The 20,555-nt window shown below is 71.8% G+C and carries 27 protein-coding genes; 14 read left to right on the top strand and 13 right to left on the bottom strand.

Annotated features, from left to right (window positions below; all coding sequences use genetic code 11):
- Positions 1–545 precede the first annotated feature (545 nt).
- The gene (locus AB0442_RS37650; protein ID WP_366168042.1) at positions 546–797 is read right to left on the bottom strand and encodes a hypothetical protein; all 252 of its coding nucleotides are present in this window, start codon (positions 795–797) and stop codon (positions 546–548) included.
- Positions 794–1,144, bottom strand: a complete 351-nt coding sequence (locus tag AB0442_RS37645; RefSeq protein WP_366168041.1) for a hypothetical protein — start codon at positions 1,142–1,144, stop codon at positions 794–796. Before AB0442_RS37645 ends, AB0442_RS37650 begins: the two co-directional genes overlap by 4 nt.
- Positions 1,145–1,383: 239 nt before the next feature.
- Between AB0442_RS37645 and AB0442_RS37640 the strand changes: the two genes are divergently transcribed.
- The 3 genes from AB0442_RS37640 (at position 1,384) to AB0442_RS37630 (ending at position 5,128) form a co-directional block, all read left to right on the top strand.
- On the top strand, positions 1,384–1,887 hold the full coding sequence (locus AB0442_RS37640; protein ID WP_366168040.1) for an Imm21 family immunity protein: 504 nt from the start codon (positions 1,384–1,386) through the stop codon (positions 1,885–1,887).
- Between the two features lie 80 nt (positions 1,888–1,967).
- Positions 1,968–4,562, top strand: coding sequence for a Helicase associated domain protein (locus AB0442_RS37635; protein WP_366168039.1), 2,595 nt, complete (start codon positions 1,968–1,970; stop codon positions 4,560–4,562).
- A gap of 410 nt (positions 4,563–4,972) precedes the next feature.
- Complete coding sequence (locus tag AB0442_RS37630; protein WP_363492694.1) at positions 4,973–5,128, top strand: DUF6131 family protein; 156 nt, start codon at positions 4,973–4,975, stop codon at positions 5,126–5,128.
- 149 nt (positions 5,129–5,277) lie between these two features.
- On the opposite strand, the gene AB0442_RS37625 is transcribed toward AB0442_RS37630, so the two are convergent.
- Positions 5,278–5,688, bottom strand: coding sequence for a DUF3618 domain-containing protein (locus tag AB0442_RS37625; RefSeq protein ID WP_366168038.1), 411 nt, complete (start codon positions 5,686–5,688; stop codon positions 5,278–5,280).
- Between the two features lie 382 nt (positions 5,689–6,070).
- On the opposite strand from AB0442_RS37625, the gene AB0442_RS37620 reads away from it, so the two are divergent.
- Together AB0442_RS37620 and AB0442_RS37615 are read left to right on the top strand one after the other, a co-directional pair.
- Positions 6,071–6,259 carry a hypothetical protein gene (locus tag AB0442_RS37620; protein ID WP_366168037.1) on the top strand — a complete coding sequence of 63 codons (189 nt, stop codon included), beginning with the start codon at positions 6,071–6,073 and terminating at the stop codon, positions 6,257–6,259.
- A gap of 565 nt (positions 6,260–6,824) precedes the next feature.
- Positions 6,825–7,034 carry a LysM domain-containing protein gene (locus AB0442_RS37615; protein WP_366168036.1) on the top strand — a complete coding sequence of 70 codons (210 nt, stop codon included), beginning with the start codon at positions 6,825–6,827 and terminating at the stop codon, positions 7,032–7,034.
- 14 nt (positions 7,035–7,048) lie between these two features.
- On the opposite strand, the gene AB0442_RS37610 is transcribed toward AB0442_RS37615, so the two are convergent.
- Positions 7,049–7,495, bottom strand: coding sequence for a hypothetical protein (locus tag AB0442_RS37610; RefSeq protein WP_366168035.1), 447 nt, complete (start codon positions 7,493–7,495; stop codon positions 7,049–7,051).
- A 736-nt stretch (positions 7,496–8,231) separates the two neighbouring features.
- Between AB0442_RS37610 and AB0442_RS37605 the strand changes: the two genes are divergently transcribed.
- The 3 genes from AB0442_RS37605 to AB0442_RS37595 all read left to right on the top strand — a co-directional run bounded on the left by AB0442_RS37605 (position 8,232) and on the right by AB0442_RS37595 (position 9,515).
- On the top strand, positions 8,232–8,564 hold the full coding sequence (locus AB0442_RS37605; protein ID WP_366168034.1) for a hypothetical protein: 333 nt from the start codon (positions 8,232–8,234) through the stop codon (positions 8,562–8,564).
- Between the two features lie 166 nt (positions 8,565–8,730).
- Complete coding sequence (locus AB0442_RS37600) at positions 8,731–8,940, top strand: DUF6296 family protein (protein ID WP_366168044.1); 210 nt, start codon at positions 8,731–8,733, stop codon at positions 8,938–8,940.
- Between the two features lie 404 nt (positions 8,941–9,344).
- Positions 9,345–9,515, top strand: coding sequence for a hypothetical protein (locus AB0442_RS37595; RefSeq protein WP_366168033.1), 171 nt, complete (start codon positions 9,345–9,347; stop codon positions 9,513–9,515).
- A gap of 330 nt (positions 9,516–9,845) precedes the next feature.
- On the opposite strand, the gene AB0442_RS37590 is transcribed toward AB0442_RS37595, so the two are convergent.
- Positions 9,846–10,199, bottom strand: coding sequence for a hypothetical protein (locus AB0442_RS37590; RefSeq protein ID WP_366168032.1), 354 nt, complete (start codon positions 10,197–10,199; stop codon positions 9,846–9,848).
- Positions 10,200–10,366: 167 nt separating this feature from the next.
- Positions 10,367–10,870: a hypothetical protein gene (locus AB0442_RS37585; protein WP_366168031.1), complete on the bottom strand. Its 504-nt coding sequence runs from the start codon at positions 10,868–10,870 to the stop codon at positions 10,367–10,369.
- Between the two features lie 895 nt (positions 10,871–11,765).
- On the opposite strand from AB0442_RS37585, the gene AB0442_RS37580 reads away from it, so the two are divergent.
- Complete coding sequence (locus AB0442_RS37580) at positions 11,766–12,116, top strand: STAS domain-containing protein (protein ID WP_366168030.1); 351 nt, start codon at positions 11,766–11,768, stop codon at positions 12,114–12,116.
- 140 nt (positions 12,117–12,256) lie between these two features.
- Positions 12,257–12,565 (top strand): ATP-binding protein, encoded by a 309-nt coding sequence (locus tag AB0442_RS37575; protein WP_366168029.1) that lies wholly within the window; start codon positions 12,257–12,259, stop codon positions 12,563–12,565.
- Between the two features lie 275 nt (positions 12,566–12,840).
- On the opposite strand, the gene AB0442_RS37570 is transcribed toward AB0442_RS37575, so the two are convergent.
- The 3 genes from AB0442_RS37570 to AB0442_RS37560 all read right to left on the bottom strand — a co-directional run bounded on the left by AB0442_RS37570 (position 12,841) and on the right by AB0442_RS37560 (position 14,918).
- Positions 12,841–13,161 (bottom strand): hypothetical protein, encoded by a 321-nt coding sequence (locus AB0442_RS37570; protein ID WP_366168028.1) that lies wholly within the window; start codon positions 13,159–13,161, stop codon positions 12,841–12,843.
- 705 nt (positions 13,162–13,866) lie between these two features.
- The gene (locus AB0442_RS37565) at positions 13,867–14,169 is read right to left on the bottom strand and encodes a DUF4193 domain-containing protein (RefSeq protein WP_366168027.1); all 303 of its coding nucleotides are present in this window, start codon (positions 14,167–14,169) and stop codon (positions 13,867–13,869) included.
- A gap of 299 nt (positions 14,170–14,468) precedes the next feature.
- Positions 14,469–14,918 (bottom strand): SRPBCC family protein, encoded by a 450-nt coding sequence (locus AB0442_RS37560; protein ID WP_366168026.1) that lies wholly within the window; start codon positions 14,916–14,918, stop codon positions 14,469–14,471.
- 633 nt (positions 14,919–15,551) lie between these two features.
- Between AB0442_RS37560 and AB0442_RS37555 the strand changes: the two genes are divergently transcribed.
- Both AB0442_RS37555 and AB0442_RS37550 read left to right on the top strand, forming a co-directional pair.
- Positions 15,552–15,983, top strand: coding sequence for a hypothetical protein (locus AB0442_RS37555; RefSeq protein WP_366168025.1), 432 nt, complete (start codon positions 15,552–15,554; stop codon positions 15,981–15,983).
- Positions 15,984–16,194: 211 nt separating this feature from the next.
- A complete protein-coding gene (locus AB0442_RS37550) occupies positions 16,195–16,971 on the top strand; it encodes a transglycosylase family protein (RefSeq protein ID WP_366168024.1) in 777 nt (258 codons plus the stop codon).
- Positions 16,972–17,002: 31 nt separating this feature from the next.
- Here the strand turns inward: AB0442_RS37550 and AB0442_RS37545 are convergent, their stop codons facing one another.
- Together AB0442_RS37545 and AB0442_RS37540 are read right to left on the bottom strand one after the other, a co-directional pair.
- Complete coding sequence (locus tag AB0442_RS37545) at positions 17,003–17,212, bottom strand: hypothetical protein (protein WP_366168023.1); 210 nt, start codon at positions 17,210–17,212, stop codon at positions 17,003–17,005.
- Between the two features lie 416 nt (positions 17,213–17,628).
- Positions 17,629–17,859, bottom strand: coding sequence for a hypothetical protein (locus tag AB0442_RS37540; protein WP_366168022.1), 231 nt, complete (start codon positions 17,857–17,859; stop codon positions 17,629–17,631).
- Positions 17,860–18,116: 257 nt separating this feature from the next.
- On the opposite strand from AB0442_RS37540, the gene AB0442_RS37535 reads away from it, so the two are divergent.
- Positions 18,117–18,374, top strand: a complete 258-nt coding sequence (locus tag AB0442_RS37535) for a DUF6296 family protein (protein ID WP_366168043.1) — start codon at positions 18,117–18,119, stop codon at positions 18,372–18,374.
- 26 nt (positions 18,375–18,400) lie between these two features.
- Here the strand turns inward: AB0442_RS37535 and AB0442_RS37530 are convergent, their stop codons facing one another.
- The gene (locus AB0442_RS37530; RefSeq protein WP_366168021.1) at positions 18,401–19,054 is read right to left on the bottom strand and encodes a hypothetical protein; all 654 of its coding nucleotides are present in this window, start codon (positions 19,052–19,054) and stop codon (positions 18,401–18,403) included.
- Positions 19,055–19,618: 564 nt separating this feature from the next.
- Positions 19,619–20,161, bottom strand: coding sequence for a hypothetical protein (locus AB0442_RS37525; RefSeq protein ID WP_366168020.1), 543 nt, complete (start codon positions 20,159–20,161; stop codon positions 19,619–19,621).
- 100 nt (positions 20,162–20,261) lie between these two features.
- Between AB0442_RS37525 and AB0442_RS37520 the strand changes: the two genes are divergently transcribed.
- Entirely contained in the window at positions 20,262–20,477 is a 216-nt protein-coding gene (locus AB0442_RS37520) for a hypothetical protein (RefSeq protein ID WP_366168019.1), read from the top strand.
- Positions 20,478–20,555: the final 78 nt, after the last annotated feature.

Below are 20,555 nucleotides of genomic sequence, written 5' to 3'. Positions count from 1 at the left end.
GGGCCTTCGGCCCTCCGTGCGCCACCCGCCTTCGGCGGGTGGGCGGACCCGCTCCGCGTGTCCGTGGCCTGACCTTCGGTCAGGCCGGCCCGGCTGCGCCGGGCCTGGTCAGTCCGCTTCGCTCCCCTCCCGGGGCCGCTCCGCTTCGCTCCGCGGCCCGTGTGGCTGAGCCCTGCTCAAACGGTTGAGCTGGTCTATTGGCTGAGGCGGGGTAGGGCTGGCTAGGGGGTGGTGTGGCCTGGGTGTGGGGGTTGAAGGCGCGGCGGGGGCGGGGTTAGGGAAGCGCCGGGACTGGCCGATCACTGACTAGCCAACCTCCCCATCCCGAGACCGGCAGGCTACCTCAGAGCCGTCCATGCCGAACATGTATCAAGTGTGGGCTGTCAGTTGATCCCGCCACAGAGCCCCTCCCCATCCAAGTGGAAAACGGGCCGCCCGGCCCTGGAAAAGCCAGAGACGGGCGGTATCAGAAACCCGGTGTCACCACATCCCGCCGCAGCCCCGTGCTCACCCGAGCACCGGGAGGAAATCCCGCATAAATCCAGCTAAAGGGACTGGATTCGCAGAATATAAATGCGTTCATCGCGTGGGACAATCATGTACCAGAAAATGCCGTCTTCGACATCGACGGACTTCATGCCCTCGCCGGGCCCCTGGTACGTGGTGCCGTCCAGGTAGAGCGCTGCAGCGGCGCGGACGATCTCGTCGGCCTTCTTCTCGACCTGGGCTACGAAGGCGAGGGGTGCCCCTTCGGCGACGGTGGGTTCGTCAGGGTTGTACTCCCAGCCCCAGGTCACCCCCGCACCGCCTCGGCGGCAGCGTTCACGATGGCGCCGGCGAGGGCGGCCTGCCGCCGACGCTCTTCCGGCGTCTGGGCGTGGTGGGCGAGGTATTCGGCGCGGTGCAGCTCGGCGAGCGTCTCCGGGTGGCGCGCGATCTCGATGTCCACGGCCCACTTCACCGTGAAGCGCAACAGGGGCTTGAGGCTCTGGTGTTCCACCGCCTCCGTCATGGCGCGTGCCTGGTCGGCGGTCATCTCGGTCAGCCGGTGCGGGAGGAGTGCCGCGACGGCCTCGTACAGGGCCAGGGGCGTCTGGGCGGGCCTGGGGATCAGCTCGGGGCCGTGGATCGGCTGAGCGCTCATCGGTGCCTCCTTCTCGGTACCTAGGACACCGTACGGCAGCGCCCTGTCACCGCTGTCGCCGTGTCCGACAGGCGCGTCCCTACCTCCAATCCGGCAGACGTCGCAGCGCGACACCGGCGGGCATCCGGCGCAGCCATACGAGGGGGCAGGCGGCCCGGAGCGGTGTGTGAGTGCGATGCCTGGCCCCGTCGTCGGCCTGCAGGATCACGCTCGTCGGCTGTTCTGTGTAGGTTGCGGGCATGGTCGTGTACGGGGAGCCGGGAGCGGTCTCGTGGGTGGAGTCTTTGGGAGGTCCGCTCATCGTGGTCCCGGAAGCCGTGCTGGAGGCATGGTCAGGATCGGCCGGGGACGACTACGACCGGGCCTGTGCTGTTGAGGGCTTCACCGGCCTGATCGAGGTCGGGTCGGCCCAAGCCCTGGTGCTGGGGGACGAGCCAGCCTCGACGGCGTATCTGCCGGAGCGGGGCGTGTTCGTGCGCTGGTCCGCGGCGGAGTCCGAGGAGGCGATGCTCGCCGGCGTGGACACCGCGATGCGTACCGCGTCGTGGGAGAGCGAGCTGCTCTGGCAAGTGCCGGGACCGGTCGTGCTCTTCGACTCGGCCTGGACGAGCGCCAAGTGCCACCATCAAGATCACGTACGAGTGGCTTTGGAGGCCGGGCCGTACGCCGTGCGCGCGGCCTATGTCGAACCCGGCCCCGAGACCTGGCTCACCCTCGTCCAGCTGCACCCCTTTCAGGCATGATGCGGCAGCCCATTCAGCCAGGAAACGATCGGGCAGCGCTCGAGAAGACTGCACCCGTGAGTGAGGAGAGGGACGCTCTCGTGGACGCCGTGAAGCCAAACCTGACGGCCGCTCGGTCCGCTGCGGGCATCTCGCTGCGGGGGCACCAGGAGGAGGCGCTGGAGGCCATCGTGCGGGGCTTGACGGCCCGTCCTGGGAGGCCGGTGCCGTCGGGTGGTCTGCGGGTGACGGTGCAGATGGCCACCGGCTCCGGGAAGTCGTTCGTGGGGGCGGCGGCGGGGCAGAAGCTGGCGCCGCACGGCACGGTCCTGGTGGTGGTGCCGACGCTGGATCTGCTGCTGCAGATGATCGGCTCCTGGCGGGCCGCCGGCCGCTCCGGAACCATGCACGCGATCTGCTCCCTGGTCGACGGTGAGCTGCCGTTCGGCGTAAGGGCGACGACCAGCCCGCTGATGATCGGCATGTGGCTGGACCAGGCGGCCGCTCACCGCCGACCGGTCACCCTGTTCGCCACCTACGCCTCGGTCGGCGCTGTCGCAGACGCCTACAGGTTCTGGGCCGAACGCCAGGGAGAGATCCTGCCGCCGCTGGCCCTGATGGTCTGCGACGAGGCCCACCGGTCCTCGGGCAGCGTCGAGAAGAGCTGGACCATCGTCCACGAGCAGGCCGAGATCCCGGCGGAACGCCGGCTCTACATGACCGCGACCCCGCGGATCTGGGCGCCGCCCAGCGCGGCCATGAAGCGGCGCGAGGACGCCCGGCAGCCGCTGCCGGAGGAGCTGGCGGTCTCCATGGACGATGTGCGGGTCTACGGCCCGCAGGTGTTCACGCTGGGCCTCGCGGAGGCCATCGACCGCAAGCTCCTCGCGCCGTTCGAGGTCGTGGTCCTGGAGCTGCGCGAGCCCCGTGCCGACCGCACGGCTGCCGGGCGGCAGGGCGTGCCGTTCGGGCCGGGTGTCGGCGAGGCCGAGGACGGGAGCAGGGACGAGGTGCCGGCCGCGCACCTCGCCGCGATCCAGGCCGGCCTGATCAAGACCGTCGTCGAGCAGGACCTGCGCCGGTGCATCACCTTCCACAACCGCACCCTGGAGGCCCGCTACTTCTCCGAGACGCTGAACCAGACGGTGGAGAAACTGCACCTCGACAACCCGCAGAAATACCCGGCAGAAATGTGGGCACAGTGGCTGTCCGGTGAGCACGACGTCGACTTCCGCAAGGACGTCATCCGCGACTTCGGACGAGGCCATGAGGACGACGGCCTCCGACACCGGATCGTCTCCCAGTGCCGCATTCTCGGCGAGGGCGTGGACATCCCGAACGCAGACTCGGTCGTACTAAACGGCCGGGGCAGCATGGTCGACATCGTCCAGGCCATCGGCCGGGCCCTGCGGATCAAGCCCGGCGAAGGCAAGACCGCATCCCTTATCGTGCCCATTTTCCTCAGGCCCGGGGAGGAACCCGGAGACATTCTGGAGTCGGACAGCTACGGTCCCCTGGTCAAGATCCTCACCGCGCTCCTCAGCCACGACGCCCGGGTGATCGAGGCCCTCGCGGTGCCCCAGCAGTCCGGCCACCGCACGAAGGGGCGCAGCGCGGAGGCTGCCGGATTGCCTGGTGAGGGTGGGTCAGGTGAGGGTGGGTCGGGCGCGTTCACGCTGCCGGTGCGGTTCCAGACGCCGGTGGACGAGAACGTGCTGGCGCTGTTCATCGCCTCGCGGGTGCTGAAGGGCGAGAATCAGTACTGGCGGGAGGGTATCAACCACGCTCGGCGCTGGTTCCAGGAAACGGGCGGCCTCGACGTTCCCTATTCAGAAATGGCGGGTAAGGAGGGTAATTTCCCGCTTGGCAAGTGGGTGTCGGACAGGCGTTCTGAGCATGCGGCGGGTGAATTGGCGCGGCACCGGGTGGAGATGCTGGATGCGCTCGGGATGATCTGGTCGGTGTCGGATGCGCGGTTCGAGGCCGGCCTGGCCTGGGCCCGGGTCTGGGCGAAGGAACACGGTGGCAGCCTGGCAGCTCCCGCGCGGGCGTCTGTCGGCGGGTACGCGATCGGCACCTGGTTGTCAGAACTGCGGGCCGCAGCCCAGGTGCCCGCAGGCGAGCCAGGGGCGCTCGCGCCGGAGCGGCGGGCCGCGCTGGAGGAGATCGACCCGTGGTGGTGTCCGGCCTGGCCGATCACCTGGCAGCGCGCCTACGCGGTGGCGCGGATGTGGTGGCTGGAGGCCGATGGCCGCGTGGACTGGGCGCAGCTGCCGGAGGAGACGGTATTCGAGGGCGAGCAGCTCGGCCGCTGGATCATGGCACAACGCGCCGGCTGGCCCGGTCTGGAAGCGGACCAGCAGGACCTCCTTGCCGCGATCGGCATCGAGGCCGACGTCGAGCTGGTGGCCGCCAAGCAAGCCGCGGAGGCGAAGCCCAAGGTCTCCCGCGCGGACCGCTTCGCCCAGGGCCTGGCCGCCCTGGCGCGGTTCGTCGAGCGGGAAGGCCACGTCCGCGTCCCGCGCCCGCACAAGGAGCCCCTGCAGGTCGCCGTCGCCGGCCCCGGCGGCGCGGAGAGCACCGAGACCGTACACGTGGGGCTGGGTGCGTGGCTGAACAACCAGAAGGCCAGGCGCGCCAAACTCACCCCCGGGCAGCTCGCACAGCTCGCCGAGCACGGCGTGGAGTGGGCATAAGCAGCCCGGCGAGGGCCCGGTGGGGATGCACTACGGGGGCGTCGACTGCCACGGCGGGCACCTCCTCCCCGAGCCGTGGGATGCCACCCAGCAGCGAGCCGTACGTCGTGCCCCCTGCGTCGACAAAGGCGGGCCAGGAAATGGCTGGCTGGTGGTCGGGTGGTGCGGCTGAAGGCCCGTCTCGGTGCTTCAGGGACTCTGGTTGGCACGGGTGAAGGCGGGTCGTTGTTCGGTTGGCAAACTGCGGGCTGCGGGGGCGGTTTGGCCCCGATGCTCAGCGGTATACGCGTCAGCGCAGGGAAGGTTGGCGGGTAGGGAACCGACTGGCCGCCGAGCGGCCTGGCACCGGCCACCTTCACCGGGGCCGTTCTCCCGGCACCACCCACCGTGCACCACACTCGGGAGCATCCGTGATCATCATCGGCGTCATCCTGCTCATCATCGGCTTCGTCACCGGGATCTCGATCCTGTGGACCATCGGCATCATTCTTGCCGTCATCGGCCTCATCCTCTGGGTCGCCGGCCTCCTCGGCCATGCCGTTGGTGGCCGCCGCCACTACTACTGATCTCGTCCGGCCGCGGCGCGGTGGGGAGGCGGGGACGACGCAGTGGTCGTGCACGGGACCGGCAGTCAAGACGCTGCCCTCGACATGCCCGTCCGATTCGGATGAGCCGGGGTGTGCCTGGGAACGGGAGTATCCGGGACCTGCTGACCTCAGTTCCTCCTGCGCCGGACGTAGAGGATCACAGCGAGCGCGGCGGCCACGCCGACCGCGATGAGCACGCTGCGGTTGTCACGCCCGGCGTGCGCTACCTGGGAGGACCGCTCGCGCACCGGATCCGGGATCTTGTCCCCCAGCACATGGGCGGTCTCGCTCAGCTGCTCCCTGGCGTGGGTGGCCTTGACCCGCACCGGCTCGGTCGTCTTGTCCTGCGCCGCGTGCAGGGCATGGGCGGCCTTGTCCTGCACCTGGCTTTTGACCTGCGCCACTCTGTGCTGGGCTCGGGCTTTGAGGTCGGCGTTCGCCGTCGGCTCATCGGCCGTCTGGCCGGGTTCCTCGCGGGTGGCCTCCACCTGCTCGCGCAGTTCCTCAGGCGTGGGCGTGTCGTGTGAGTTGTCCGTCATCGGTGAGCCCTCTTCTTGATCTCGGCCGTGTCGGCCTTGACGCTGCCGACGGCCTGCTCAGACGTGGGCAGGGTGGCTTGTCCGATCTCCTTCTTCCCTGCGGTGGCATATCAGGCCTGCCACGGCCGTCACGGTGCCGGCGACTGGGTTCAAGGCAATGATCGCCGCGGCCATCAGCACCTGCAAGGCGATGGCGCCGCCCCTGATTCGGTGTCGGTGTCAGCCGTGCCGGACCGGTTGAACGGCCCGCTGCGGGCCCTGACCAGGACCGGGGGGCGGCGAAGATGCCGAAGGCGGTGCGTGCCCCTAGCGTGAGCGGCAGTCGACCAGCGAGTCGAGCCGAACGTGACCATCCCCTCGGGAGGCTCACATGATCGTGCTCATGCTGTTCATACCCCCCGTCCTTCTCGGCATCCTGCTGCTGCTCGGCGGGTTCGAGGACCGCCTCCTCGAACAGCTCGCCACGCCACCACCAGACACGTCATCACCGGACGCCGCGCCCCCTCCGGCGCTCCCGGACGCAGCGGTCCCCCCGGCGGCCGACGACCGGCTGCCCATCGCGGAGACCTGACCGCGTAGTTCGGTCATCCGTCGCCGACCGCGGGGTTACCGCGGGGTCCACGGGGCGGGCAGCGTCCACCAGACGCAACGGATGCAGGGCTGTTGCTTCGTCTGTGTCGGCGGTGCCGCGCCCATTGCCCACGGCCGTGGGCCCGCGGCGGCGAGGGGGTTACACCGTCGCGGGCCGCTCACCATGCCACCCGGCCGTCGTCTCACCCCGATCCGACAGGCCAAACCCCGGCCTCGCGCGTGGCCGTCGGGAAGACCGGGACCGGCGACAACAACCGTCCGCGGGTCGCGCCTTTCCGCATACCGCCCGCGCCCGGCGCCCGGCACGCCCGGTCCCCGGCGGCGGAACGTATGCTCCAAAGCCACGGACCCGGCGTGGCCGCGGAAGCGCCACCGCCCTCCCCCACCGGCGCCCCACTCACCGTCGCCGAGAATGCCGTGCGGCTCCTGGCCGCCATGCTCACCCGCACCGGTCGCCCAGCCAAGACCATCGTCTGACAACCCCTCGGCTGGCGCGCGGGATGGTGTGGCCCGCCGCCCAGCAGCCAGCCGCCAGCCAGCCCGCGGTGGCCGCCGAGCCGGACACCGCCACCGGCCCCGAAACCGACCTGACCGACTCGGCGACGATCGTGGTCCAGGATGGCGACACCCTCGACGGCATCGCCCAAAGTCTGCAGGTGACCGGTGGCTGGCCCGCTCTCTACGAGGCCAACCACGACACGATCGGCGACAACCCCGACCTCATCCTGGTCGGGCAGTCTCTCCGCCTTCCTTGACCCCCCGCCAGGACTCATCCGAGGTCGAGGTCTGCCACGCCCTGCAGTGCCGCCCCGTTCGCCCGTACCTCGTCCAGCCAGTCCGCAAAGGCCTGTGCCTGGCGGCCAGGCGGAACGTCGGCGAGATCGGGCGGCCACGTGCCGGGCGCCACCACGGTCACCACCACACCGCCGGCCCCTGCCGCGGCCGACAGCCACGCGGGCGGCGTCTCCATCACCGGTGTGGGCTCCCACACCTCGCGGCCGCCGACCAGCACCAGCCGCTCGAACCGGCCCGAGCGGACCTGCACCGTCCCCGTCGAGACCGGCACACCGCCCACGGCCATGAACCCGCTCTCCCACGCATCCGTCGCCAGCCCGCCCCAGTGACCTTCGTCGACCTCGACGACGACCTCCGCCACCGGGCTGCCGTCATCCGTCTCCCGCACCACCAGCGCCCACAGCACCGGCCCCTCGCCCACAGCCGTCACCCCCGGATCAACGAACCGACCTCACCGAACACATGCCACAATCTCAGCAGCACACCCGGTCGGCGCGCCGCGCGTCGTCAGGCGTCCGGGTGCGCCTCCGTCTTCAGCGACCAGGCCCTGTCCGGACGGCCGGCCGGTAGCGGCGGGAACCGGCGTTCCTTCACGTCCAGGCTCCAGTGGTGCCCGGCCCGCAGTCACACTCGTAGATCCCGCTCGTCGGAACATCTCACCGGGATGCCACGACGTCTTCTCCTCACCCATACCCCCGGTCTACGACAGCCCCGCCCCTGCCGCGAACGCGGACCGACCATCGCAAGCGCCCCGCGGTGCCGGGGATGGCCGTCGCGGGGACTCGCGGGGTGTGGAGCCGGCCCGGCCGGCCAGCGGCCGGGGGTAGCAGCCTTGGTTGTGCCGGTCGGTGTCGGAGGCGAAGGCGGCCGCGGGGTGGGCTGGCCAGGGCAGCTCCGGGGACGTCACCTCGGACGGCAGCTTGCCGGCCTCGGGGGGCGGAGCGCCGAGGCCCACCGCGTCACCTCCGCTCAGGCGCGCCATCGGCTAGCCGTCGGCCCGCGGGCAGCACGCCGAACAGCCCACACGACACGCCGTCCACAGCGCGCCCGGGGTGTGCGCGGGCCGCGGACGGGTAAGCCTGGGATCTTCGGCCGCCGCTGGGCAGCACCCGGCCGACGCCCAGACCTCTCCGACCAGAATCGAAGGATGGTGTGTTGTGGCCGCTGGAACCGTCCAGGACTACATCGGTGTCCGCACCAGCGAAGAGGTGTGTGCCGCCGCCGCGCTCGCCGCCGGCCCGGCCCGCGACGGGCATCCGCAGGCCCGCGGCGCAGCCGCCGTCCACCGCTGGCTCCTCGACCCCCATCGGCCCGCGCCGCTCACCGGCACCCGGCACGCCGAACTCCACGACAGCGACCTGGCCATCGAAGAACGCGCCGCCCTCTGCACCGCCCGCAACCCGGACCTGACCTGCGACGAACGCGCCTTTGCCCGCGGCGCGGCCCGCGCCCTCGGATGGGTCCTCGGCTTCGCTCCCCTCGACTCCTGACGTCCCAGGACCGGGTCCGCCCGGCAGACTCGCATCATTCTCTGCCCCCGGCTCGGCATCGACGCAGTGCCTGCCCGCCGGCCAGCGGCGTAGGGTCAGTGCGTTGTCGGCGGTGCGCCCGCCTTGGTAGGCGCCGGGCAGGAAGGGACGGCTTGTACACCGGTACCTGGTGGTCCTCCCCGGCCGCGTCGGCAGCCACGCCCCGCAGACGGGCATCGTCGTCACCGCCACCAGCCGCACCGGGCCCGCCGGCCACCCCGTCTACACCGACGAGAGCGGCCGCATGCTGGTGGAGATCAACGAACACGGCACCGCCCGGCTCCTCACCCCCACCCCGCTGCACCACGGCCCCCTGCACGCCGAACCACTCCCCTGACGCGGGTGGTGGCGCCGCGGCGAGTCTGCGTCCCCAGCCAGGGCACCACCACGTCCGGCCCGGCACCCACCAGACACCGGCGGATGCCGGACCGGGGCCCGGCGGCCAGCCTCCATAGACCAATCCGACCGGCCACCGAACACCGGGCTTCTGCACACCACCCGACGCCGCAAACGCCCCCGGCCAGCCGGCGCACCGAACTATTCGAATCGGTCGTCGCGACCTCGAGGCCGCCGGGCAGCCACCGGTAGTCTGCGCCGCATGGGCATGCTCACGGCCACCGAGCAGGTCGTCCGGGAGGCGGAACGTCAACTGGACCACCTCGAATGGGAGCTGGTCGCCATCGAGTGGAAGCTCGTCCGGCAGACCGCCACCACTCTGGATGTGGCGGTCGGCCCGCCAACGTGCAGGAGGCGCTACCGCGGATCGACCGGCTGGAAGATCCACGCGAGGCCCTCGCCGCACTCGCGATCACCGTCGCCCGCACCCACGGCCGCCTCGCCAGGTATCTCGCCCAGTGCAACGGCGACACCCTTGATGCCATCGCCCAGAGCCTGCAGCTGCCCGGCGGCTGACCCGCCCTCTATCACGCCAACCAGGACATCATCGGCGGCGGTCCCGACCTTCATCCTCCCCGGCCAGACGCTCCACCTCCTGTGACCCGTCGCCACCTCGTCGGAAAATCTCGAGTGTTCAGGCGCGCGGTGCTGCCTGGCTCCGGAGAACGGCCGTGTCATGCGTCGGGCGGCGTTTCCCGGACGATCCGCTGCACGACGCCGGCCAGGTGCTTCGTGCCGCGCCGGGAAGCGGCTGTCGGGCAGGTGGAGCCGGCCGGACCCCCGGGGCGCGGGGAAAGGCACCCGTCGGGACGGACAATCGTGTGCGCCCGGACCCGTAGGCCCGTCTCACCGGCCGGGGGTCTGCGGCGGATGCTCGCGGTGGCCGCACACCCAGGCAAGCGCCTCGTACACGCCGCGGGCGTAGTCCAGCTCGACCGTGCGGCCTCCGTGGCCGAGCAGTTCGGTCCGCGCCGCGTCCACCTCGTCCCAAAGCCGGGCCGACCGGAGAACACCGTTCAACGGGATCGCGGTGATGGGCGCGGTCACTTGGTGGCCGAGGGCCCAGCGCAGCGCTTCGAGGACGCCGCGCCCGAACCTCCCGGTGCAGAACGGGTGGGTGTTGGCTGCGGCCAGGAGGCGGCCGAGCTCATGCGGATCCCGCGCGCCGACCAGGGTGCCGGTGGTGTTCTGTGCCGTCATGGAGCGAAGCTAGCCGCCTTCACGGCCCGGGACCCGGCGCACAGGCTGTCCAGGTGATCACTATCGGTCAAGGCCGCGGCCTGCGGCACTTCGTTCTGGTGACTTGTAGGGGCGGACGATCGACCGCTTCGGCCCACGGCGGACCGGGAATCGGCCAGAAGGCCGGGTCAGCGGCTGTCCGTCTCCGGTCGGCAGGCGAGTGCGGTGAGCGGCAGGCACAGGTACAGGTGCTCCCACAAGCGGCGGGCGGCCGTGCCGAGCGGCTCGTCCTCGAATCTGCGACCGGCGTGCTGAAGCAACGCCACGGCATCGGACACCAGGCCGGTTGCCACGTGCACCCGGCAGGCATCCGGGCCCCTGTGATCGAAAAGGTCGCCGACGCGTGCGGCGAGCCAGTCCCGGCCCGGGCGATCCAGCCGGCCGGCCGCCGCCTCTGCCGATAGGGACTGTTCGGCCGAGGGGGTGGTGCCTGCGTCCGCCACGGCCGCCCGCAGGCCGTGCGCCACGGCGCCGGCCAGCCGTACCTGCCGAGCATCGGCCTGCAGGGCTGCGTACTGGTCGAGCACCGAGGCCGCCGTGGCCACAACGACGGCCTCCACCCGCACCGTGGACCTCGAAGGAGAACCGGTAGACAGGGCAGTGGATGCAAGGAGCTGGCTGGCGTCTTCCATGCACGCCAGCCTCACCCGACGGCCCCAGAGGTTGCGAACGGAGACCACCCGCCCAGGTGATTCGACACACCAAAGGCGAATGACGGCAGCCACGGAACTGGCCGTTGACAGGCGAACAAGAATACTGGCCGAGGACCAACCACTCAGCACACCGCATGCCGAACCCCGGAGCCGTCGCCCCGGCATCGACCTGGGCTTCGGCCGGGGTGTTCACCGGCCAGGTCCTGGACGTCGACTCTGACCTGGGAAAACGCCGGGATCGCAACGGGACTGGGGGCGGAGCCTTGTGGTAGGGGAGGCGGGAGGGGACGTGGCAGGGGAGGCGGCGCAGCGTCGGATACCTTGACGGTGTTCCTTGACGGGACGTCAAGGCTGGCGTGGGTGGCTGGGTTGGCCGGTAGCGGGTGGGGCCTGGCATGCTCTGGGCGCGCCCGATTCGTCATGGCATGGGCGCTCGGCTCCGGGGCCGGGTCGGCGAGGTCATCCGACACCCGGCCCCGGAGCCGCACCGCGTGCCGCGACGGGTCAGCGCCCTCCTCGATGGTGCCGTGGTCGCAGGCCGCGCCGGACAGGCTCGGAAATCACCCGCAGCGGGTGGTGCGTCGGATCGATCCGTCTGATCCGTGTGCGCGGGTCATGGTCCGTCCGGTGGTCTGTCCTCGGTTCGCGTTCGAGCGGGCCCCGAAGTGCGGCATAGGCTGGGGGTAGCGGTGTGGTGTCATCGTGGCGCTCATCGGTGGCCGTCGGCTGTTGCCCCCTGTCTCCCGCACCCGCGAGGACACGGATGTCCGGCACGCCGTGATGGTGGAGCCTGTGGTGGGCAGGGAGACACGCCATGGCCTTTCCCAAGCATTCCCGGTCCGGTGGGCCCCAGCCCGGTCCCGAGCTGACGGTCGTGATCACTTACGTCGGCGACAGCGTCATGTGCTCCATTGCCGGAAAACTCGACATGGACAACGAGACCCAGGTGCGGCACGCCCTGGACGAGGCGCTCGCCCCACGCCCGGCCCTGGTCGCCGTCGAGCTGTCCGGGGTGCAGCTGTTCACCTCCAGCGCCCTGAACGCCCTGCTCGCCGCCCGCCTCGCCTCTTTGTCCCATGGCATCCCGATCGTCCTGGCCGCCCCGAGCCGCATGGCCCGAAGCGTCCTGGAGATCACCCAAGTCGACCAGGTCTTCTCCGTCTACCCGGCCCTGGAGCAGGCACTGCGCCACTCTCGTGGCGGCCGGGAGGCGCCGGCGGTATAGGGCGGTGCCGGGTGGGCAGGCGCATCTGTCTGAGGGCGATGTTCCTTCGAGACCTGCCGGGACTGTCCATGTGCCCCTTCGCCAGTGCCGCCCGTGGCCACCATCGTCTGGATTTTGTGCCCGGCGATGCGGACCATCGCGTGCGCCGGGGACTCGACTTCATCCGCCGGGTCCTGGCCGGCTGGCGACCCGATGCCGATGCGGTGGCCGTCGAGGACATCGCGCTGGTGGGCTCCGAACTGCTCGCCAACGCCGCTGACCACGCCGGCGGCCCCACCGCGCTGGACCTCCGCCACGACCCAAACACCGGCCTGCTGCGGATCGCCGCCACCGACACCAGCCCCGCCGCGCCGCGCCTGCGGCCCGTCCGGCCGGACCAACCGCACGACCGCGGCATGCACATCATCGCCCGGCTCGCCATCGCCTGGGGTGCCGGCCGAACAGTGTAGGCAAACCGTTTGGGCCGACCTTCCCCTCCCCTGAGCACGCCGCCCGCCCGTTGCGGCACAGCACAGAACAGCGCGGTCCCCTCCTCGGTGGGGATCAGCGGACAGCCGGTCCGTCCCCATCAAGCAGCGTTCGAACGGACCCCGGCTGCACCCGCCGGCGCCGAACTTCGCCACCGGCCCGGTGGTGAAGTCTGCAAGCCAATACGCGCCCGTGGCGGGGCCCAACGCGTAGGGGCGCCCGTGCGCGCACGCGGGAGGCACGGTGCCGTCGGGTGTCAGAAGGGCGGGGACCCGACGCCGTACACGAGCAGGAACGGGCCGTCCATGTCGACGACCGTCACGGCGGCAAATCGGCCCTGGAGGTGGAGGAGGGCGTGGCGCGCGTCGGAGGCGAACCAGGCGCTGACGGCCTCGTCCTCGTTATCGAAGCGAAGCTTGCCCTCCCACCGGCCCGCATCCTGCGGCCTGTGGGCGTGCCCGGAGGTCTGCGCCGGGGCGGGGGCCGGCTCTGTCCACCAGACCAGCCAGGCCCGGCACTGGTACGCCACTCCGCCGGCGCGCAGGACGGCCTCGCCGTCGTAGGAACGCTCGCTCACGCCCTCCAGCGTGGATCCGGCCGGAAGAGCCCGCACGGTCATGGACCGGGGCGCGGCGTCCCGGGCCCTCCCGGCGATATGGGGCCAGGGGCCGCCGGCGGCCCCTGGATATCCCCGCCTTCGACGCTAGCCCCTGCAGCCGCCGTCCGGCGACCGCTCATCGGCGCTCCCTCGCAGGGCCGGCGCAGGCCCCGTTCCCGCCCGGTCCTTACCCCGGCCGGCCTGCGCAGCAGTGCGCTGCCGACCAGCGCGGCGTCACCCGCGAGCAGCGGCCCAGGAAATGCCGGAGCGCCTGCCGGGCGAGGTGCGCCTCGGACCCGGCAGGCGCTGGCCGGAACGGTAACCCACACCAGCCGCCGCCCTCGGCTCCAGCCCGGAGAGCGGCCTCGGCAGGAAACGGCGGCTGATCGCGCCGAGCTGACGCCGCCGGTCAGCGCCGGGGCCGACCTGGCAAGCCGTCACAGCCGGCCCACGAGGCGCCGAAGCGGCACGGCCGGTGGAAGCTCACAGAAAGGGGTAGCCCGCTGTGAAACGCGCGGTATTCACACGCCGTGCCGCCCTCCGACATGGGCACGGGTCCCGACTCGGCGGCGCAAATAACGCGCTGCCTGCAGCGTCTTAATCAGCGAGACCCGGGGCGTCACGGTAGAGGGAGGCGATGGGCCGGCAGGGGGCCGCGGGCTTGTGCCGGGTCAGAGCCCGGCGTTAGGTGGCTGCGCAGTCGCAGCAGACGGGTTGGCCGTTCTTGTCGTCACCCGCGAGTTGCGTGTGGTGGTGGACCAGGAAGCAGGTCATGCAGGTGAACTCGTCCTGCTGGAGTGGCACGACCTGGACGGTGAGTTCCTCGCCGGACAGGTCGGCGCCGGGGAGCTCAAGTGCCTCGACGGCCTCGGGGTCGATGTCGACCGCGGAACTCTGCGTGTCGTCACGCTGGCTCTTCAGCGCCTCGATGCTGTCGTCGTCGCTCTCCTCGCCCCTGTCCCGTGGGGCGTCGTAGTCGGTCGCCAAGACGGTGCCTCCTTCTCGAGAATTGCTGCCGCGCGTGGGGTGCCGCCTGTCGGTCCGCGTGAGCGTCGGCCGCTTTGGAGACCTATGATCGGCTGCGTCCATGACGCCTCACCATCCCACCGATCGGTCGGTCGCCCCGCGGGCACACACCGCAAGAGGGAGGGCGGCGGAGCGGTCCGGTCGGCGACTGCCGCGGGCGGAGCGCGTGAGGGCGCCTGGGACCGCTGTGGCCAACGGGCCGGCGTCCACCGCGGTCCCCGGCCGTCTTGGGCCGGGGACCGCGGTGGATGCGCAGGCGGTCAGAGGTGCTCGCGGTAGCCGCCGGTTTCGGTGCCGCGCTTCTCGATGAAGTGCTTGAACCGCTTGAGGTCGCCCTTCACCTGCCGGTCGAGCATGTTCATCATGTCGGCGGCCTTCTCCGCCAGTCCCTCGGGCTGGTAGTCCATCGACATGACGATCCGCGTGTGCTGCGCGTCGATCGGCTGGAAGGACACCATGCCGGTCTGCTTCACGTCGCCGCTGGTGGTGCGCCAGCTGACGTGGTCGTCCGGGACCTGGTCGACGATCTCGGTGTCGAACTCCCGGGTCACGCCGGCGATCTTCGTCTTCCAGTGGTTGTGCCGGTCGTCGATCTGCGTGATCTCCTCGACGCCGTCCATGAACATGGGGAAGTCCTCGAACTGCGTCCACTGGTTGTACGCGGTGCTGACCGGCACGTCCACGTCGATCGTTTCCTGCACCTTGCTCATGCCGAACTCACTCCTTCGTGGTCTGGTTCACCGGGCTCCGGGCGCCTGCCCCCGCGGCAGGCCCGCACACGGGGCCTCCCCCATCCACCCCGGCCCCGGCTCCGGCCGCAACCGCAGCAAGGACGTCGTCCGTGCGGGAAAACCACCCATGTCCAGGGCCGGTGGGCCCGGCCCGGCCAGGTCAGGCACGCCGGTACCGGCTTGGCCCGCACGAGTGAAACGCCGCAAAGGCCGCTGGAGGCACAGCGGCAGCGGATCCCGGCCGAGGCAGCGTGCGGGGCGTAGGTCATGGCATTGCTGATCGAGACCGTGCCCGGCCGGATCGGCGTGCGCACCGGGACGAGGTGCTCGCTGCCGCGGACGAACCGCCCACCCACGCGCGCAGCGATCGGACGGAGGCCCGCAGCGAGGCTGTGTCCTAGCCTGGCTCCTTCCTCGCGCGCACTGCTCTTCAAGCCGCCCGCAACCCCGAACTCCAGGTGCAGCAAAGGGGCTTTCGCTTGCCGCGCCGTCCGTGTCCTTGGCTGGGTTCTGGGCTGCGAAACTCCTCGGCCCCTGGCTTCGCGGCCATCCCCCGGCGGCCGGGGGGGCGACCCCGGCCGCCCCGGGGGCGGCGCCGATATTCTGCAGGCCATGAGCATGTTAGAGGCCGTCGAGCAGGTGATCGAAGAAGCGCAGCGCCAGCTCGAGCACTTGGAGTGGGAACCACGCTTGAGCGACCTCGCCCTGGCCTGGCAGACCGCTACCGCCCTGGATGCGGCCGTCGGCCCCGCGAACGTGCAGCAGGCGATGCCGCGGATCGACCGGCTCGAAGGGCTGCGCGAGGCCCTCGCCGCGCTCGCCCTCACCGTCGCCCGCACCCACGGCCACCTCGCCTGGTTCCTCGCCCAGTGCAGCAGCCAGCTCGCCCCGATCCTGCACTGGCGCGCCCTGGACGCCCCCGACGGCCACGCCTTCGGCACCACCCTCCCCACCGGCGACCAACTCACCGACGCCGAAGAGGCGGTACGGCTCCTGGCCGTCATGCTCACTCGCACCGGTCACCGCGCCGACACCACAGCCTGACGGAACCACTACCCCACCCCAGCGCACCGGCTGACCGCCCCCGGCAGGTTGGCCGACGAGGGCCGTATGGCCTGTGCGGTGCACGGGTGGCACCGCACAGCCGCCTGGGTGACGTTCCCGGGGTGTCGGCCGGCCCTCGGCCGCGTCGTGTGCGAACGCTGGAAGGGCGGTGCCCCCGGGGCGCCGGCCCCATCGCCGACCCTCTCGGGGAGTGAGCATCACCGTGTCCGTGGCCCACCGGATCCTGCAGTTACTCCTCGCCCTCGCCTGCGCCGCCGGCCTGTGGGCCGCAACTGCAACCCCCGGCCACGCCGCACCCGCCCGAGCCGCCGCAGTGGGCGCCGTCGCACCAGGGGCGGTCCCGGCGGCCGCGGCAGACACCATCGCCGTCGCCGGTGCCGTGCCGGCCGCCGGTCGAAGCGTCGACTGGGACAAGGTCGCGGCGTGCGAGAGCGGCGGCCACTGGCACGCCAACACCGGCAACGGCTACTACGGCGGCCTCCAGTTCAACCAGGCGACGTGGCGCGCCAACGGCGGCACCGCGTACGCGGCCCGCCCCGACCTCGCCACCCGCGAGCAGCAGATCGCGGTCGCCGAACACCTCGCCGCCCGCCGCGGCCTCGCGCCGTGGCCGGTCTGCGGCGCCCGCGCCGGCCGCGGCAACGGCGCCCACCACACGGTGCCCGCGCCGCCGCCGCGACCGGCGCAGCAGCCCGCCGCCGGGAAGCCGGCCGGCTCGCCGTCGGCCGCCGGACAGAGCACGGCGACTGCTGGGCAGAACGCGGCGGCTGCCGAACCGGACACGGCCGCGGATCTGGGTCCTGCGGATGACGGCGCCGTCGTGGTGCAGGACGGCGACACCCTGGACGGCATCGCCCAGGCCCTGCAGGTCCCTGGCGGCTGGCCCGCCCTCTACGCCGCCAACCAGGCCACCATCGGCGACGATCCCGACCTCATCCTCGCCGGCCAGGTGCTGCGGCTCGCCTGATCCCGCACGCCGGGAACGGCCGGCGTGGCTTTCACTTGCCGGGTAGTGTGCCCCAGACGATCCGCTGCACGGCTCCCGCCGAGATCCACATCTCTGCGCCGTCGTCGGGCCGTACCCGCACCCATTGCCCCGTCACGCGGACCTGCCCGCTCACGTGCGCCGCCGCCGTTTCGAGCCCCGCCACCGCACCCGGTCGGCAGTGCACCACCGCCGCAGCCCACTGCTTCTTCTTGCTGCCCATGCCCACCAGCCTCCAGCCCCGCCCCGCCGACCACCACCGGGCGGCTGACGGTCCTCTGTGCGCCGGGGTTCCGATCAAGTACGAAGGCCGCTGCCCCGAGATCTCGGGGCAGCGGCTTCCAGCGGGTGCGGGCCGCGGTTATGGGGCGGCCGATGTGTACGGTCGGCCGCCCCGGCGAGCAATGTCCTGCCGGCCCGGCGCCGTCGGGGTGTACGTGCCGGGCGGACAAGAGCAGGACCTCGTCGCACGCCCTGGTCGGGGCGCTCGTCCGGGTTCAACGACGCAAGTCCCCCAAGGGCACGACGACAGCAGCGCGGCCTGGCCGGCACGCACACCCTTCCTACGGCGCCGGGCGACACAAACCCCTGAGAGGCGTCAGCCGCAACTGCCAGGATGCCCGGATGAACGACGACACCTCACCCAGCAAGGCCGAGCAGGTCCGCCTCTACCTCGACACCCTGCAAGCCCACATGGATCCGGACCAGTTCCGGGTCCTGCGCCACCTCGTCAGCCGCTCTTTCTCCGTCCTCGCCGCACCCGACGGGGAGGGCCATCTCGACCTCAACGACGAGGACAAGGTCCATCTCACCTCGGAGGTCACCAACGAACTCCTCGTCGTCCTGGCCCATTGCCTCCACCGGCACCATGGAGCACCACGTCGTCGACCTCGGCGACGGCGCGGCGACCGTCATGGATGCCGACGCCGTCCTGCGTGGCATCGCCAACGCTTCGAACACCTGATGCCGCGAGCCGCCCGAGTGCGGGTGCACGGCGCGAGGGCCGTCTGCCCGCCGGCGTCGGTGTGTCCCGGCGGGGCAGGGCGAGAACAGGGCACACGGCCTGACCAGCGCGCCTCCCGCCACCGCGGCCCCGCGCCGACGTAGGGTCGGGACAACGGCGGCAGATCAGGAGGCGATGCCGGTGGCCCCAGCACCGTCCCGGGTGGCTGCTCACTTTCCCCGGCCAGCCCGGAGCCCACAGTGAGCAGGACGCCGTACTCGTCGAGCAGCAGGCCGGCTACGGACCCCACGGACACCCGATCTACGCCGACGCCGAGCGCACCGTCCGCGTGGAGATCGAGGACAGCGGCCTCGTCCACATCCTGCCCCTCATCGACCGCACCGAGCCGGACACCCCCGTGCACGCCCAGCCCCTGCGCTGAAGCCAACACCCGCCGGCCGGCGGTGGCTACGGGCGGGCGCTGCCGTCGGCGGCCTCCAGCTGCCGCAGTTCCTGCTCGGCGCGCTGCTGGTCGGCAACCGCGTCGATCCCGTAGTCCACCGCCTTTGCGTAGGCGGCGACCCGGCGCCGGGCGAGGTCGAGCAGCTGCTCGCGGCTCCAGGGCTCGCCGCGGCTGGCTGCCTGCCCGGAGCGCACATTGTCGTTGGTGACCTCGGCCATGGCGCGCATCGCCGCCCCCACCGCGGCCAGGTCCGACAGCTGTCCGCTGCGCCACGCCAGGTACTCCTGCCGCAGGTAGCCGATCGCGCCGTCGACGCCGTCCCACTCGGCCGCGTCCGGGCCGAGCGCACCGCGGCCGGTGCCGCCGTGCCGGTCCATCTGGCGCAGCTGCATCGCGGCGCCGACGGCAGCCGGGTTCGGCCCGCCGCCCGGCCCGGTAACAGCACCGCTGCCGGCGCCCGCCGGGGCAACCGCGGGCAGCGCGGCGCGGTCGAGCAGCGCGGCATGGCGCAGCACCCACTCCCGGTCGTGCATCTGCGGGGTGCCGTGGTTGGCGCGGGCGAGGTTCAGCATCGCCGCCGCCTCCACGTGCGGCTCGGGGGCATCCGCGTAGGCCTCCCCCGGCGTCGGGACGGCCGGGCCCGTGGTGGTGTTCGGCATCTGGCGGTTGCTCCTCCATGGTCGGGGCGGGCGCCGCCTGCAGCCTGCAGACGAGTCCCACGGTCCTGAACTCCATTCTCGGCACGCCGGGTTCCCGGCGGAGCCGGTGCATCGGTTCTGACGGGGTATCACTGCATGGTGTCGGCCCGGCGAAGACCTGTCGCGGGCCGGGCGCGGGGCGGCCGGCCCGTGCACCGCGGCCCGGGCTGCTCGGGTGCCAGGGCGCAGCCCGGGGGCCGGGCGGTCGGCTGCGGCATGCGGGCGGTCAGGGGCGGCGCGAGGTCCTGCAGGCGGGCTCGTGCCAGGTGGTGCGGACGACCATGCCGCCTTGGGCGATGTGTTCGCTCGACTAGGTTCTGCAGCACCCGCTGGCCGGCCGGGCCGGGGCTGGTGGCGCCACGGCGCGGGTGTGAGCTGCAGGCGCAGGTGCGGCCGGACGGCGGCGAGGGCGGCGGTTCCTGGCAGGTGTCGTCATGCCGGGTCCTGTGCCCACCCCGGTGCTCCGTCGAACCACGGGCTACCCGAAGGAACCAGCCCCGGCTGGCGCCGCGGTAGCAGAGGGCGTCAGGTGAGTTCGACGGCGGCGACACCCTGCAGGACTTCTCCACTGTCCCGGGCGGCGGTGAGACTGTCCTCGAAAACGTCAGCGCGGTGCTCCGGCGGCACCGCGCCGAGGTCGACCGGCCAGGTACCCGGCGGGACCACCGTCACCAACGCCCCGCCCACGGCCGCAGCGGACAACCAGCCCGACGTCGCCGGGACCGCCGGCTGCGGCTCCCACACCTGGCGGCCGCCGACCAGCACCAACCGCTCGAAGCAGCCCTCACGGACCTCAACCACGCCGGTCGTGACCGGCGCCTCGGCCGCCGCCGAGGACACGAACCCGCTCTCCCACGCATCCACTGCAAGCGCGGTGAAGTGGTCCTCACCCACCTCAACGATCACCTCCGCCACCACGTCGCCGCCATCCGTCTCCCGCACCGCCAACGCCCACAGCATCGACCCCTCGCTCGCAGCACCCGTCACACCCCACCAACGACCACGCACCGCCAACAGCACGCCCTTGGAGCCGCAGTGCAGTGCCGATCCGCGGCGTGCGTCATCCACAGAAAGCTCCATACCGGCACTGCCCGTCGGGTCGGCCTTGTCCGAGTAGGTGCGGCGGGGCGGCGGCGGTTCGGACGGGGCTGGGCCGTACGATGGCACCGTGCCGAAGAACGAACAGGCGATCGAATTTCCGTCCGAACTCCTCGCGAAGGAGGCGGCGCTGCGCGCGGCCCGCGCCGCCCACTGGGACTACCTGCGCACCCTGCCCAGCGGGCTGGATGTCGAGCTGACCGACGAGCAGCGGGCCGAGACGGCGCTGCTGCGGGAGGCCGAGCGGCAGGCGGCGCATGCCCTAGACGCAATACCGGTGATTTAGGTTGTTTTCCGCCTGGACGGGCTGGTTTTGGTTGGCTCGACCAGCGAGACGGTGGGGACGTCGGGTCGGGGTGGGCTG

The sequence above is a fragment of the Kitasatospora sp. NPDC085895 genome (genome assembly GCF_040702125.1).
GTDB lineage: Bacteria > Actinomycetota > Actinomycetes > Streptomycetales > Streptomycetaceae > Kitasatospora > Kitasatospora arboriphila.
This window is presented reverse-complemented; position numbering and strand designations above follow the sequence as displayed.